The organism is Bradyrhizobium sp. 23AC (assembly GCF_054863025.1).
In genome coordinates this window covers 603940-616646 of record NZ_JAVAYN010000002.1, presented here as the reverse complement: position 1 = coordinate 616646, position 12707 = coordinate 603940, and the positions used below count along the sequence as shown (strand labels likewise).

Here is a 12707-nt window from a genome sequence, read left to right as displayed (position 1 = left end):
ATTTTGACCCCAAGCGGTCATCGAGCGCAGCGAAGCGGATGTAACTTGCACGACAACAGCGCCCGTTACAGCGCTAAAATTTTTCGTCACCCTCCTGAAACTTTTTTGCTCGTGGCAGATTTTTTGATCGCCGCAGACATGGCGGCCGGAGCGCCTTCGGGGCCCCGCAATCAAGGCGGGCGCCGGAAGGTGTCCGGGGCCAGCTCGTACCCAACTTGCTCTTTGGAGGATTTGGCTATGAGGTATGATTGGACTCCCCTGTGGAGGTCGACCATTGGGTTCGACCACCTGTTTGACGTTCTCGACGAGGTCCAGCGGACCGCCGAAGAGACTTATCCCCCTTATAACATCGAGCGGCTCGACGAGAACCGCTTCCAAATCTCGGTGGCGCTCGCCGGCTTCTCACCGGACGAGGTGGGCCTTACGATGGAGCAGAATGTCCTGACGTTGGAAGGCCATAAGGCCGAGAAGGACGAGAAGACCTTTCTGCATCGCGGAATGTCGACACGGTCGTTCAAGCGGCAGTTCACCCTGGCTGACCACGTCGAGGTCAAAGGCGCGCACTTCGAGAACGGTCTGTTGGTCATCGAGCTTCAACGCGAGATTCCCGAGGCCATGAAGCCGCGGCGCATCGTCATCGCTGGCGCAAGCGCCGGGCAAGTCAAGCAGATCGAGGGCAAGGCCGCCTGACCTACCCGCGGCTGTTCCGATCGTCACCGCGCGGGTGCTCCCGCGCGGCCACCTTAAAGCGTCTTATGATGGGAGGTTAGCCATGCGGACGACGCCCGCACGCGACAACGTCTTCGATTTCAATGCTCTTCTTCACCCCGGCACGGTGTTCTCGCATCCGCGCGAGGTCGTCGCTGACCCGAATTTGAGTCTGGCCGAGAAGCGCGCCATCCTTGCGTCATGAGCCTCTGATGCCTCGGCGATCGCGTCCTGTCCAGCGTTACGCTCGCCGGACGGACTAAAGAAGCCGGTTCATATCGACGAGATTCTGGAAGCGCTACGCGCGCTAGACGGAAACGGACCGCGCAACCCAAACCCGCCGGGCGGTAAGCCCATGCGTCTACGCTCGACCGAACGTTGCGCAGCGGCGTGAGCGAGGGTCTGCAAATGATTCCATGATTGACGTCACACTGTTGCTTCCAGGTCGCTTCTATTGGGTCCTTGTGCGCTCAAGCACGAAAACTCCCGAGTGGCAGCCGGCACGCTTCACCGGCGCTACTTGCGAAGGTGACGGCGCCACGTGGGACGGCTTCAATCGCGACGTCGGTCATCATTTCGTCGAGGTCGTCGACATCGGCGCAGAACTACTGTCCTAAACGCTCGCGTTAAGATGTCTAAGAAGCCTAGCGACAGCGCAGCTATCGATCCGCTGCGCAGATTCCCTATGTACAATCGCTGCGGCGCTGTCCTTTCTGCGGCGGTTCGGAGGTTTGGATCAACGGCGACATCGATCCAAAATTCGTAGTATGTAAGGAATGTTCAGCTTTCGGGCCCAATGCGCCGACCGTTAAGCAGGCGGCCGAGCGCTGGAACAAACGCATTCCCCCTAAGGCGAAGACAGCCCTCCGGCTATCTAGCTCTCAATCAGCGGCCGAACAACCAGGCTTGGAGCGTGGCGGTCGCCGCTGCCGCGCGCTGTGCCAAGAGATCATCTCGTCCATCGCCCGTTTGCCACGCGCAAATCCGCCAACGTGCCTGCTCCGCGCCGCTCAATCTCCGCATACGGGATTCAGCCGCAGCGATGTCCGCTCGTGGCCCTGAGCGGACCTTGTCGCGCAGTCCGCGGATTTTCTGCTTTTGGCTCACTGGCGACATTCCGGCCTCAAAGAAGAGTCAGTTTGTAGACTCGTCCGTTCAATCAGGTCGTGCGGCGCGGCTTGAAATATCCAGCTGTAATGGTGATTCGCGTATTGAAAGTTATGACATATGTCGGCCGCTGACCGACCGCGCCACTCAGCCTGGTTTGCTTCGGGTCAATCGCATCGCAATGCCGGCGTCGAATTGGCAGGACGGGCATGATTGCCACGGCGGGGGGACGACCAGATGCGCCTGTAGGTCGCGGAGTCCGCCGCCCAGGCCGCCGAGACACTGTGCCAGTGTCGTTGCGTTGATGAAGCCAGGCAATCAGATCAGCAGGCTGCAAGCCATGCCGACGATGCACAGGAACATCGCTGCGGTCGCGACCCAGCCCAGCCAATAGACTGGCCCTGAGATCACCAAATCGCCCATGACCGATTTCCGCCGCACCAGGACCATCATCACGGTCATGATCGGCGCTGCCAGTATGCCATTGATGACCGCGCTCCAATAGAGCGCCTTGATCGGGTCGAGCGCCGTGAAGTTGAGACCGATACCGAGCACGACCGAGACTGCGAGCACGCTGTAGAAGGCCACTGCTTCCTTCGGCTTTCGCGACAGTCCGACCGGCCACTTGCGACCCTCTCCGATCGCGTAGGCGGTCGAGCCGGCCAGCACCGGGACCGCAAGCAAGCCTGTTCCGATGATGCCGAGGGCGAAGATCAGCTCCGCCAGCGCGCCCGCCACGGGCCTCAGGGCTTCCGCGGCTTGGGCGGACGATTCGATGTCGGTCTTGCCGGACGCGTGCAACGTTGCAGCAGTCGTCATGATGATCGCGACGGCAATGACGTTCGACACCGCCATGCCAACGAGGGTATCGATCCGGATCCGCTTGACTTCCTCGTCCTCCTTCTCCGGCTCGCGCTTGAGCGGCTTCTTTTCGGGATCGATCCGCTGCTCCTCCGCTTCCTGAGAGGACTGCCAGATAAACAGATAGGGCGAGATCGTCGTCCCGAGGATTGCGACCAGGGTTGTCAGGAAGGGCCCATCCCATTTGAGCTTAGGAATGAGCAATCCCTTCAGTGCCTCGCCCCAAGGCACCTTTGCGAGAAAAAGCGCGATCACGTAGGCGAAGAGCACCAGCGTCAGCCATTTCAGGATGGACACGTAACGCTCATAGTTGAAGAAGATCTGCGCGATCACCGAAACGGCGCCGAAGACCACGACGTAAAGCGTGCCCGGTCCGCCGATCAGAAGCTTGAGAGCATCGCCCATCGCCCCGAGGTCGGCGGCGACGTTGATCGTGTTGGCGATGAAGAGCAGCACGATCATAGACCACATGACGGGCGCGGGAAAATTTCGGCAGACGTTTCCTGCGATGCCATGGCCCGTGACGCGTCCGATGCGTCCTGAGATCTCCTGGATCGCGGCCATCAACGGATAGGTGATCAACATGGTCCAGCCGATGCCGAATCCTAGCTGGGCGCCCGCCTGGCTGTAGGTGCCGATACCGGAAGGATCGTCGTCGGAAGCTCCCGTGATGAGACCGGGCCCCAGGCGCTGCAAGAAGCTGTCCTGATCTTTATTCTCGACCGGCTTCTTGCGCGATTTCCTCCTCGCCACCTCGTCGCTCCTTGCTGTTGTGGATCCGATTCCGGAACTCTAACGTCGGTGCAGGCGTATTGGTTCGGCGTGTGCAGTTTTGAACACAAGGCCAAGTGCGCATGGACGAGGAAGTTGTAACCACGCCCAAAACCTGCATCATGATTTCATGGTTGGATGCGTCACATGCGTCGCGTGTTGATTTTGCTTGCCGCGTCACTGCTGTGCAGCGTCGCGGTCGCGCAAGAAGACAAGAAAACCGACGATCTCAAGCCCGCCGATCCTGATACCGGCGAAAGCACCGTGCAGGAGACGACGCTGGGCTTGCTGCCCAATCCCTTCGAGAGACAGGGCGTCAAGTTCGCGGTTACCTATATCGGGGAGGTCCTTGGCAATCCGTCTGGAGGCGCAAAACAGAGCGCCGTCTACGAAGATCGCATAAACTTCGCGTTCGATGCCGATCTCGAGAAGTTGGTTGGCCTCAAGCAGGTCACCTTCCACGCCAACGTCTTTCAGATCGACGGCGGCGGACTGTCCCGAGGTGCGCTGTTCAATTTCATGGATGTCAGCGGTATCGAGGCGCTGCCGACGACCCGTCTCTACGAGGCTTGGTTCGAAAAGAAGTGGGGCGAGAAAATCGCGCTCAGGGCGGGACAGCTTGCCGCCGATACGGAATTCATGACGTCCAAGTACACCGATGTCTTCACGAACGCCTCTCTCGGCTGGCCGGTCGGTTTGTCCCTCAATCTCCCAAGCGGCGGCCCTTCGCCACCGCTTGCCGCCATGGGAGCACGCCTGCGTGCCGATTTGAGCGACAATCTCTCGGTCCTTGGCGCTGTGTTCGATGGCAACGCGGCAGGTCCCGGCTCCGACGACCCGCAGCTGCGTAATCGATACGGCGTCAATTTTCGGGTGAACGATCCGCCGCTCGTTTTGTACGAAGCGCAACTGCAGTGGAATGCGAACAAAGGGGATCCGGGCCTCGACGGCAAGCTCAAGCTTGGCGGCTGGCGGCATTTCGGCAGCTTTGCGGACCTGCGCTTCGATACGGCCGGCCTTTCGCTGGCGGATCCCGCCAGTTCGGGAGTGGCTGCAAGCCTCTCGGGCGACTACGGTCTCTACGCCGTCTTCGAACAGAAGCTCTATCGCGTCGGCCGCGACGAGGATCGTGGCATCGGCGTATTCGCCCGCGGGTCCTACGGACCGTCCGATCGCAATCTGATCGATCTCTACGCCGACGGTGGTCTCGAGTTCATCGGGTTGTCCGACGCTCGTCCGCACGACAAGTTCGGCATCGCGGCCGCCTATGCCCACGTCTCGCGTCGGGCGCGAGCGCTCGATCAGGACTTCCAGTCGGTCTTCGGCCTGCGATGGCCGCTGCGGACCTCGGAAGAGCTCCTGACGGCTGTCTATCAGTACGAAGTGCAGGCCGGTCTGACGCTTCAGCCGAACGTCCAGTTCATCCGCCGTCCCGGCGGCGGCGCCACGGACCCTCTCGGGACATTGGCCGGGAGGCATCTGAAGAATGCGACCGTTGTCGGTTTACGGTCGGTCATCAAGTTCTGATTCACCATGGGCTGTCTTCTCCGCTTGGGGTCGAGCCGATGCTCTCGGGAAAAATAGGCAGTCATGCTGCTGTTTTTCCGGAACCTTGCCATCATTAGCGGGTTCTCGCATGCCGCATATGGCGGCGAGGAGAACGACATGAACAAGCTTCTACTGACGACCGCGATGGCCGCGCTGATCTCGACGAGCGCGATGGCGCAGTCGACGGTCGTCACCACCACCGGCACTGGTCACGCGGCCGCCGTGCAGATCGAGCCGGAATACCGCACCAAGATCCGCACCTACGTGACCGAGCACAAGGTTCGTCCGGTGCAGACCCGAGAGAAAATCGTCGTCGGTCAGCCGGTGCCGCGCGAAGTCGAACTCGAGGCGGTCCCCGCCGATTGGGGTCCATCGCTCACCAAGTATCGTTACGTCTACTCGGGCGAACGCGTGATGCTGGTCGATCCGTCGGCGCGCACGGTCGTCCAGCAGATCGACTGAATCCTTCGGGGCAGCAGCAAGGCGGCCCGCCCGTTATGCGCTGCCCCGCCGAATTCCTGATTCCTTCCTCAAGCGGCCGTCCATGCCGATCATCCGATACTTCATCTTCGTCGGCGCGCTGCTGTTGGCGCTGCTCTTCGCTGCGGACCGATACCTGCCGGCCCCTGTCGAACGCGCGGGTCCCTCCGATCCGGACAGGACCACCATCCGAATCGCCTCAGCGAGAAGCCTTCCGGAGAAGATCGTGCTCGACACGCGTCCTCGCACCGATTTGCCGAGGACCGCGCAGGCCGATCCAATTCCTGTAGAACCGCAGCACCAGGTGCGCGAAGCCATGGCCGCCATGCCTGCATCACCTTCCCTGGAGGTCAGAAAAGAAGCGCCGGCGCGCGCCTCGGCAGCGGTTCGCCCGCATCCGAAGCGCTCGGCAAAGCTACAGAAAAGGACACTAGACCGACGTCTCGCCTTCGAGCGGCACTACCCGTTTGCCGGCGGTTGGTGGTGAGCAAAGCTCGACAGTGCCAATAGGAAAAGGCCGCTCCCTCAGGGGTGCGGCCTCCGTTGTCTTCAGGTGCGCCCCCTCACCAGTGGCGATGGTGCCGATGCCAGTGGTGGCGAACGACCGGATAGGACCCGCGGTAATAGGCGTAGGCCGGGCGGACGACGCGGCGATAGCGATAACCGTAGGAGACTGGCGCCGTGTAATAAGTCGTGGTGTAGCCGCCGCCCCAGCGATAAGGCTCATCGTATCCGTAGTCGTAAGCGTAGGGACCGCCATAGTAGCCGGCGCCATAGCCTGGGCCGCCGTAGTAACCATAGCCGGGGCCCCAGCCATATGCCGAGGAAGCAAGCCCGCCAATGACGGCGCCCGCAACCAGGCCGCCGGCGATGCCCGGTCCCCAGCCGCCTCGCCAGTGAGCTTCGGCCGGAGACGTCGTGGCGACCGAGGCCAGACCAAGAGCGCCGATCATCAGCGCCGACATTGCAATCTTCTTCATCGAGGATCCTTTCAACATTGCGCATGCCCCGCCGATAACAGGAAAAACAGGCAATGGTTGCTGCCGGCCCCTGGCGGCGAAGGGCAAGAGGGGCTCGGCGCCGGGGCAGTGTCACTCGACGCTTTCGAGCTTGGAACCCAACGCTTACGGGGGAGAGGAGTTCGAATACGATGCTGCGGTGCGAATTGTGCAAGAGCCGTTCCAGTGCCGCGTTAACAAATTTGAATTCGCCGTCGGACTTTTGCGCTAAGCTCCATTTCTCGCTTCTGGGGGTTTCCCATGTTTGGTCCGGCCACGACCGCGCTTCTGCGCGCCGTACTCGACGAGGTCTGCGAGGACATCTCGCGTTTGGAAACCGGCGCGCGCACGCGCGTCGCTTCGCGAATTCTGGAAGCCGCCGCAAACGGCGACATCGCCGCAGACAGCCTGAAGCAGGTCGGCCGCGAAGCGCTTCACGACGCGCCGACCATGTGGCGATAGCGCGGGGGCGCGGAGGCGTGAACTTCCAGGTCACGGTACTCAAGATCCTGGTGAGCTATCCCGATGGATTCGCCGTCGTGGCGGACCTCAAGCGCGACATGGCGATCCTGGCGACGAGCGGGCGGGACTGGGCCGAGCGAACCAAGCGCCTCGCCGCACGCATGCCCGACCTCGATATCTTTTCGCAGGCGCTCGTCGAGCGCCTTAATGGCGGATGGAGGATTACCGAGAAGGGCCGGGCGGTGCTTGACTTCATGGAGAACAGGTCGTCAGGGCCGCAGCGAGAAAGCGATGCTTCGGTCGAAGATCTCGCGACCGCAGGACCAGCGCCCAGACTTCTCGCCTCTACAAGAGTCGGCCGCAGCCAGCGCCTGCAGCGCCGCCGCGCAGCGCGCGCGCGAGCGCGTGCGAAGGCGTCCTGACTAAGCTCTTCGTCTAGGACCGGGAAAAACCGGAAACTTTCGGAAGCGCCTTGAGTTGGCAGCGACTAGGTTCGTCTCCGGAGAGTGAGCATGGCCGACGACGTCGTCTTGAAGAACGCCACGGAGACGGCCTGGACCGTGTATCGGGCGCGACACCCTGATGTCGACGCGCATGATGGCCGGCGCTGCCTCATGGCGCGCTCTCTGCATCGGAGATGGGAAGAGCGACAGAGCGATACCGAAGAACTCGCCACCTTCGGATTAGCGTACCTGTACCGGCTCCCCCGAGACGAATGTTGACGAGCATGAAAATGCTTGTCACGCGCGTTGCCAACGGAAGCACAAGGCCGAGTTGGACGCTGCTCGCGATCTCCTTCCTCATTTCGGCGTTCATCGTGGTCGGCTTGCGCGTCGCGGTCGGGACCTAGTTCGATGCGGATCGCCCAGCTTGCCCCGTTGGCGGAGAGCGTCCCTCCGAAGCTGTACGGTGGCACCGAGCGGGTGATCGCCTGGCTGGTGGACGAACTGGTCGACCTCGGCCATGACGTCACCCTGTTCGCAAGCGGCGATTCCAGAACGAAAGCCAAGCTTCACGCGGTGTGGCCGCGCGCGCTGCGCCTGGGGCGGCGCGGTGTCGACGCCAACGCCGCCTGCTCGTTGCTGATCGAGGCCGTTGCCGAACGTGCGCGCGAATTCGACGTCATTCATTCCCACGTCGACTGGCTGCCGCTGCCGGTGTTGAGCCGGACCGAAGTGCCGTTTCTGACGACGATGCACGGCCGGCTGGACCTTCCGGGCTTGCCCGATGTGATCGGGACTTTCCCCAAGGCTCCTTTCGTCTCCATCTCCGACAATCAGCGGCTTCCGCTTCCCGGCGCTAACTGGATCGCGACGATTCAGCACGGATTGCCCAAGGACCTGTTTCGCCCCTCCTACGAAGCCGGGTCATACCTGGCTTTTCTCGGGCGGCTGACGGCGGAGAAGGGGCCGGAAGCTGCTATACGCATCGCCCGCGCCGTCCGGATGCCGCTCCGGATCGCGGCCAAGATACCCCGAGCTGAGACGGCCTACTTCAAGAAGAAGCTCGAGCCCGAGATCGATGGCGAGACGATCCGGCTGGTCGGTGAGGTGGACGAAATCCGGAAGCAATCTTTCCTCGCTGGGGCCGCCGCCTTGCTGTTTCCCATCGACTGGCCGGAGCCGTTCGGCCTCGTCCTGATCGAAGCGATGGCGTGCGGGACACCCGTGATCGCCTACCGTTCCGGATCGGTGCCGGAGGTCGTCGAGGACGGCGTCACCGGCTTCATCGTGGAAGGCGAGGCGCAGGCGATCGAGGCGGTCAAGAAAGCCCGTCCGGCTGGACAGAAGAGAGGTCCGCGCCCGCTTCGAGGAGCGCTTCGTCGCGAGGCGCATGGCGAAGGAATACGAAGCTCGGTATGCCGAATTGACCTCCCGAGCGCGACACCCGCTTCGCGCAGCGGGTAAGTGACGAATCCTTCGGCGTCAGTCCCCGGCGCCTCCTACCGGGAACAAGCGGAACTGCCGGGCGTTGTGGGCGCGGCATCCGACCGGATGCTGTCCACTGGAGGATATGATCTATGAAAAGGATTCTTGCCGTCGCTCTGCTTGGCACTGCCATGATCGGCGGGGCCGCATTCGCGCAATCCACGCAACCGGCCGATCGCGCTGCGCCGGCCGCCACCGCCGCTCACACGACCGACGCGAAAATGGCGTTCAAGGGCAACTGGCGCGCCTCGAAGCTCATGGGCCTGAACGTCTACAACGAGAACAACGAGAAGCTCGGCGACATCAACGAGCTGCTCGTCGACAAGAGCGGCAAGATCAATGCGGTGGTAATCGGAGTCGGCGGCTTCCTGGGAATGGGCGAACACGACATCGCCGTCTCCATGGACAAGCTGAAGTTCGTCGAAGAGCCTGTCCGGACAAGCTCGACCAGCACCACTACCACCACTGCGCGCGACACGACCACCGGCGCGGCTTCGACCAACACCACGAACCGCAACGCCAACGATTGGGTCCCCGATCATGCCGTCATGAGTGGCAACAAGGAGCAGTTGAAGGCGCTCCCACAGTTCAAGTATTCGGACTACAACTAAGGGACGTACGTTCCCGGCATCAAGGGCCTCCATCGGAGGCCCTTTTCCTTTGGGTTCGATGACGCTGGCCAAACAGAAACGGCCCGTCCGGGTGGCGGACGGGCCGTTGGTGCGAAAGCCAGTAACTTAGTGCATATGAACCAGGAAATAGCCGACGCCGCCAACAACGAGGACGGCAGGAACGGCCCACAGAATCAATACGGGCATTTTTTCCTCCAATTGCTGTCAGTAGGTTCGCGGGCCTCCTTCGGCCCGCGAATGGTCGCTTACTGTTCGGTGCAGACCTTGGTGGTCTTCACGGCGGACTCGGCTTCCGTCTTGGTCTTGTAGACCCCGTTACCCACGACCGTCGTGGTGGTCGTCGTCGGCTTGGTGTCGACGACGGTGCACTTCTTGGTGGTCGCGTCGCGCACGATGTAGAACTCGGCGGCGCTGACGGCCTGGGTGCCGAGGGCGAAGGCGGCGAGCGCGCCGCACACGATCAACTTCTTCATGATGTCCTCCTCTCGTAAGTAGTCACATTCAACCGGGAGTCATCATCGAAGTTCCGGTTGTTCCCGATCTCGAAAGCAGCGTGCCATTTCGCTACAGCAGCGATTCTCCGGCGACCGGAAAAAAGCGATTCCGGATTGCCGAGTTTTCCCGAAACGGAACCAGGCCCGACCCTTCGGGTTAACCGACGTCCGCTTTTAGGAGGGTTCAGAGATGAACAAGCGTTTATTCTTGGCCACGACCGCTGCCGTCGCAATCGCGACTTCGGCATTCGCTCAGTCTTCGCCGAGCTCGTCGAGCTCCAGCCCGACTTCGACCCCGCGTCAGCAGGATTCCTCGACGCCGTCGTCGTCCACTTCGACTCCTGCCAACAATTCATCGTCCGGACCCGCACAGACCAGTCCTTCGACGAATTCCGCCCAGACGCAGTCTCCGTCTTCGACGGGACAGACTGCTGCAGGCCAGTCGTCCAATTCCGGTACAGGCACCAACGCTCCGCAGGCGCCGACCTCGAACAATTCGACCAACCAAGCCCAGACCAATCAGCCGTCAAACCAGACGACGACGCCGTCCAACCAGGCGCAGACCACTACTCCGTCGAACACGACCAACCGGACGCAGAGCGCCAACCCGCCGTCCTCCAGCACCAATCAGGCGCAGTCGCCGTCGGGTAGCGGTTCGACCAACACCGCCCAGCAACCGAACAATCAGCAGAACACGGCGGATCGTTCGTCGAACACCAACGTGAACGCGTCGGTGAACATCAACGACCAGCAGCGGACCCGCATCAGCGCGTCGATCTCGCACCTGAACGTGCAGCCGCTCACCAACGTGAACTTCTCCTTGTCGGTGGGCACGGTCGTCCCTCGCGACGTCCGCCTGCAGCCGCTGCCGGCCGAGGTCGTGGAGATCGTGCCGCAGTATCGCGGCTACAACTTCGTTCTGGTGAAGGACGAGATCGTGATCGTCGAGCCGTCGACCTACAAGATCGTGACGGTCCTGCCGTACTCCGGCCGTTCGACGGCCGCCGCGCCGGCACGGACAGAGCAGCGCAAGGTAACGTTCAGCGACCGCGATCGCGAAGTCGTCCGCAAGCACGCCAAGGCGCGCCCGGTCGAGCGCGACAAGCGAGTGACCACCGGCAGCTCGGTCCGGACTGAAATCCGCACTGGGGAGCGCGTGCCCGAGGGCGTGGAGATCGAGGCCTTCCCAGAGGAGGTCTATCGCGAAGCCCCGACGCTTCGTGAATATCGGTACATCAACCGCGACAGCCGCACCTACATCGTCGAACCGGGTGATCGTCGCATCATCGAAGAGATCGATTGATCTAGCAGCGAAGGAGAATATCCATGAAGACCATCGTGCTAGGAGCGCTTACGGCGTCTCTGATGGCGGCCTCCGCGAACGCCGCCCCGCTCGCGCCTGCAGCCATCGCTTCGACCGAGCTTAGTGGCACCGTGCAGGTACGTCTCGTTTGCAACGAGTATGGCCGCTGCTACCGGACCCGGGGCCCCCGCTATGTCCAGCGCTACTACGGCGGGGACGACGGCTACGTGGTCCGCCGGAGCTACGGCTACTATGGCGGCCCCGGCTACCACGATCGCGGCTACGGCTACTATGGCGGTGGCCCCAGCATCGGTTTCAGCTTCGGCACCCGGAGCTGGTGAACTAGGAAAGGGCGGCTCTCCGAGCGGCCCTTTCTCCATTGATTTCCTGTGGGGACGACGAGACGTCGACTGTTGCGAAGCTCCTGGCCCAGAAAGAGCAGTTGCTGGCGCGGCTCGAAGCCGATCCCGGCTCAAACGAGACCGCCGAAATCCAGGCGCTGCTCGCCAAGATCGACACAGCGCTGAAGCTGCTTGGCGCCAAGGATTCCGCCGCTGCCGGCCTAGACGACTAGGACTAGCCTTCTGCTCCGGATTAAGGCCCCAGCTCGGGGGGCTAGGGGGCTAATGAGCTGGGGCCAGTTCGGGGTTCGCCCCTGGGGCAGGGGCGTCGAGAAAGCTTGGCACTCCTCTGTGCGCAACGAGGTTCGGCGTTGCTCATCGGCGACGCTCTTCTGGCCGACGCCTGCATGGGTGCAGAAGTTAAAATTAGCCGCAAGGATGCAATGCTCCCACAGCACATCGGTGCTACGCTACCCCAGGCGTTCGGGGGTAACAGTTGGCCATCTATCGAATACTTCAGAACTCACCTCTAGGGCCGGAAGAGATCACACGGCTTTCGAGGGCCTACGAAGAGGCGCTCCGCAGGATCGGCGTGCAGGATCGCAACGACCCTCTGACCGAACTGATCGCCAAGAAGATCATCGAGGTCGGTCAGACCGGCCTCAAGGATCCCGCCGAAATCTGCGGCCGAGCGGTCGAGGGATTAGGCCTCCCGAAAGGATGATTGCGAGGGACGGGCCGGCGCCGCTGCCCTGACAAGCGCGGCGGGCAAGCCAACTCTCGTCGACAGAAACGCGCCTTCGCGAGATGAGGACAACTAACTGGGCCCCGCACATTGCCAAAATGGGCGACGTTTGAGCCTATACCGAGGCCGATCCCGGACCGCGGCCTAGCCGTCGTCAGCCTTCTTCCCTGCGTCCTGCTGCTCCGTCGGCAGGCTCGCCTCAAGCTCGGCAATGATGTCCTGCAGCAGCCGCACCGCAAGCGGGTCCGTCGCTTCCGCGTGCAGCCTTCTGTATCGCTGCAGTTCTTCGAGTATCTTCGGCGATTGGGCGGCCATGGTCTGTCGCTCCA

Annotated in this window: 18 protein-coding genes and 2 pseudogenes; 16 read left to right on the top strand and 4 right to left on the bottom strand. The window is 62.2% G+C overall.

What is annotated here, in order from left to right; translation table 11 throughout:
- The first annotated feature begins 237 nt into the window (after positions 1–237).
- The 4 genes and pseudogenes from RAD10_RS08195 to RAD10_RS08180 all read left to right on the top strand — a co-directional run bounded on the left by RAD10_RS08195 (position 238) and on the right by RAD10_RS08180 (position 1770).
- On the top strand, positions 238–690 hold the full coding sequence (locus RAD10_RS08195) for an Hsp20 family protein (RefSeq protein ID WP_461617075.1): 453 nt from the start codon (positions 238–240) through the stop codon (positions 688–690).
- 82 nt (positions 691–772) lie between these two features.
- Positions 773–1102 (top strand): annotated as a pseudogene (locus tag RAD10_RS08190) (hypothetical protein).
- A 22-nt stretch (positions 1103–1124) separates the two neighbouring features.
- Complete coding sequence (locus RAD10_RS08185) at positions 1125–1325, top strand: hypothetical protein (protein ID WP_461617021.1); 201 nt, start codon at positions 1125–1127, stop codon at positions 1323–1325.
- A gap of 61 nt (positions 1326–1386) precedes the next feature.
- On the top strand, positions 1387–1770 hold the full coding sequence (locus tag RAD10_RS08180) for a Lar family restriction alleviation protein (RefSeq protein ID WP_461617074.1): 384 nt from the start codon (positions 1387–1389) through the stop codon (positions 1768–1770).
- A 363-nt stretch (positions 1771–2133) separates the two neighbouring features.
- On the opposite strand, the gene RAD10_RS08175 is transcribed toward RAD10_RS08180, so the two are convergent.
- Positions 2134–3429: an Nramp family divalent metal transporter gene (locus RAD10_RS08175; protein WP_461617020.1), complete on the bottom strand. Its 1296-nt coding sequence runs from the start codon at positions 3427–3429 to the stop codon at positions 2134–2136.
- Between the two features lie 165 nt (positions 3430–3594).
- Here RAD10_RS08175 and RAD10_RS08170 point away from each other — a divergent pair, with 165 nt between their 5' ends.
- From RAD10_RS08170 to RAD10_RS08160, 3 genes are all read left to right on the top strand, one after another.
- Positions 3595–4974 carry a carbohydrate porin gene (locus RAD10_RS08170; protein ID WP_461617019.1) on the top strand — a complete coding sequence of 460 codons (1380 nt, stop codon included), beginning with the start codon at positions 3595–3597 and terminating at the stop codon, positions 4972–4974.
- Positions 4975–5112: 138 nt separating this feature from the next.
- The gene (locus tag RAD10_RS08165; protein WP_461617018.1) at positions 5113–5457 is read left to right on the top strand and encodes a DUF1236 domain-containing protein; all 345 of its coding nucleotides are present in this window, start codon (positions 5113–5115) and stop codon (positions 5455–5457) included.
- An 82-nt stretch (positions 5458–5539) separates the two neighbouring features.
- The gene (locus RAD10_RS08160; RefSeq protein WP_461617017.1) at positions 5540–5962 is read left to right on the top strand and encodes a hypothetical protein; all 423 of its coding nucleotides are present in this window, start codon (positions 5540–5542) and stop codon (positions 5960–5962) included.
- Positions 5963–6038: 76 nt separating this feature from the next.
- Here the strand turns inward: RAD10_RS08160 and RAD10_RS08155 are convergent, their stop codons facing one another.
- Entirely contained in the window at positions 6039–6455 is a 417-nt protein-coding gene (locus RAD10_RS08155) for a hypothetical protein (RefSeq protein ID WP_461617016.1), read from the bottom strand.
- A gap of 279 nt (positions 6456–6734) precedes the next feature.
- Between RAD10_RS08155 and RAD10_RS08150 the strand changes: the two genes are divergently transcribed.
- The 5 genes and pseudogenes from RAD10_RS08150 to RAD10_RS08130 all read left to right on the top strand — a co-directional run bounded on the left by RAD10_RS08150 (position 6735) and on the right by RAD10_RS08130 (position 9474).
- Complete coding sequence (locus RAD10_RS08150; protein ID WP_461617015.1) at positions 6735–6935, top strand: hypothetical protein; 201 nt, start codon at positions 6735–6737, stop codon at positions 6933–6935.
- Between the two features lie 17 nt (positions 6936–6952).
- A complete protein-coding gene (locus RAD10_RS08145) occupies positions 6953–7357 on the top strand; it encodes a hypothetical protein (RefSeq protein WP_461617014.1) in 405 nt (134 codons plus the stop codon).
- Positions 7358–7447: 90 nt separating this feature from the next.
- Positions 7448–7657 (top strand): hypothetical protein, encoded by a 210-nt coding sequence (locus tag RAD10_RS08140; protein ID WP_461617013.1) that lies wholly within the window; start codon positions 7448–7450, stop codon positions 7655–7657.
- A 132-nt stretch (positions 7658–7789) separates the two neighbouring features.
- Positions 7790–8846: pseudogene (locus tag RAD10_RS08135) on the top strand (glycosyltransferase family 4 protein).
- A gap of 109 nt (positions 8847–8955) precedes the next feature.
- Complete coding sequence (locus tag RAD10_RS08130) at positions 8956–9474, top strand: PRC-barrel domain-containing protein (RefSeq protein ID WP_461617012.1); 519 nt, start codon at positions 8956–8958, stop codon at positions 9472–9474.
- Between the two features lie 266 nt (positions 9475–9740).
- Here the strand turns inward: RAD10_RS08130 and RAD10_RS08125 are convergent, their stop codons facing one another.
- Positions 9741–9968: a hypothetical protein gene (locus RAD10_RS08125; RefSeq protein ID WP_461617011.1), complete on the bottom strand. Its 228-nt coding sequence runs from the start codon at positions 9966–9968 to the stop codon at positions 9741–9743.
- Between the two features lie 211 nt (positions 9969–10179).
- On the opposite strand from RAD10_RS08125, the gene RAD10_RS08120 reads away from it, so the two are divergent.
- The 4 genes from RAD10_RS08120 (at position 10180) to RAD10_RS08105 (ending at position 12357) form a co-directional block, all read left to right on the top strand.
- Positions 10180–11292 carry a DUF1236 domain-containing protein gene (locus RAD10_RS08120; protein ID WP_461617010.1) on the top strand — a complete coding sequence of 371 codons (1113 nt, stop codon included), beginning with the start codon at positions 10180–10182 and terminating at the stop codon, positions 11290–11292.
- Positions 11293–11315: 23 nt separating this feature from the next.
- Positions 11316–11633 (top strand): hypothetical protein, encoded by a 318-nt coding sequence (locus RAD10_RS08115; protein ID WP_461617009.1) that lies wholly within the window; start codon positions 11316–11318, stop codon positions 11631–11633.
- A gap of 38 nt (positions 11634–11671) precedes the next feature.
- Positions 11672–11866 (top strand): hypothetical protein, encoded by a 195-nt coding sequence (locus RAD10_RS08110; RefSeq protein ID WP_461617008.1) that lies wholly within the window; start codon positions 11672–11674, stop codon positions 11864–11866.
- A gap of 263 nt (positions 11867–12129) precedes the next feature.
- On the top strand, positions 12130–12357 hold the full coding sequence (locus RAD10_RS08105) for a hypothetical protein (protein WP_461617007.1): 228 nt from the start codon (positions 12130–12132) through the stop codon (positions 12355–12357).
- Between the two features lie 165 nt (positions 12358–12522).
- Here the strand turns inward: RAD10_RS08105 and RAD10_RS08100 are convergent, their stop codons facing one another.
- Entirely contained in the window at positions 12523–12693 is a 171-nt protein-coding gene (locus RAD10_RS08100) for a hypothetical protein (protein ID WP_461617006.1), read from the bottom strand.
- Positions 12694–12707 lie beyond the last annotated feature (14 nt).

Bases quoted from the DNA above. Each gene is read 5' to 3' on its own strand.
- RAD10_RS08130 (WP_461617012.1), top strand. From the start codon at position 8,956: ATGAAAAGGATTCTTGCCGTCGCTCTGCTTGGCACTGCCATGATCGGC.
- RAD10_RS08155 (WP_461617016.1), bottom strand. From the start codon at position 6,455: ATGAAGAAGATTGCAATGTCGGCGCTGATGATCGGCGCTCTTGGTCTG.
- RAD10_RS08170 (WP_461617019.1), top strand. From the start codon at position 3,595: ATGCGTCGCGTGTTGATTTTGCTTGCCGCGTCACTGCTGTGCAGCGTC.
- RAD10_RS08125 (WP_461617011.1), bottom strand. From the start codon at position 9,968: ATGAAGAAGTTGATCGTGTGCGGCGCGCTCGCCGCCTTCGCCCTCGGC.
- RAD10_RS08115 (WP_461617009.1), top strand. From the start codon at position 11,316: ATGAAGACCATCGTGCTAGGAGCGCTTACGGCGTCTCTGATGGCGGCC.
- RAD10_RS08195 (WP_461617075.1), top strand. From the start codon at position 238: ATGAGGTATGATTGGACTCCCCTGTGGAGGTCGACCATTGGGTTCGAC.
- RAD10_RS08140 (WP_461617013.1), top strand. From the start codon at position 7,448: ATGGCCGACGACGTCGTCTTGAAGAACGCCACGGAGACGGCCTGGACC.
- RAD10_RS08165 (WP_461617018.1), top strand. From the start codon at position 5,113: ATGAACAAGCTTCTACTGACGACCGCGATGGCCGCGCTGATCTCGACG.
- RAD10_RS08120 (WP_461617010.1), top strand. From the start codon at position 10,180: ATGAACAAGCGTTTATTCTTGGCCACGACCGCTGCCGTCGCAATCGCG.
- RAD10_RS08160 (WP_461617017.1), top strand. From the start codon at position 5,540: ATGCCGATCATCCGATACTTCATCTTCGTCGGCGCGCTGCTGTTGGCG.
- RAD10_RS08100 (WP_461617006.1), bottom strand. From the start codon at position 12,693: ATGGCCGCCCAATCGCCGAAGATACTCGAAGAACTGCAGCGATACAGA.
- RAD10_RS08185 (WP_461617021.1), top strand. From the start codon at position 1,125: ATGATTGACGTCACACTGTTGCTTCCAGGTCGCTTCTATTGGGTCCTT.
- RAD10_RS08150 (WP_461617015.1), top strand. From the start codon at position 6,735: ATGTTTGGTCCGGCCACGACCGCGCTTCTGCGCGCCGTACTCGACGAG.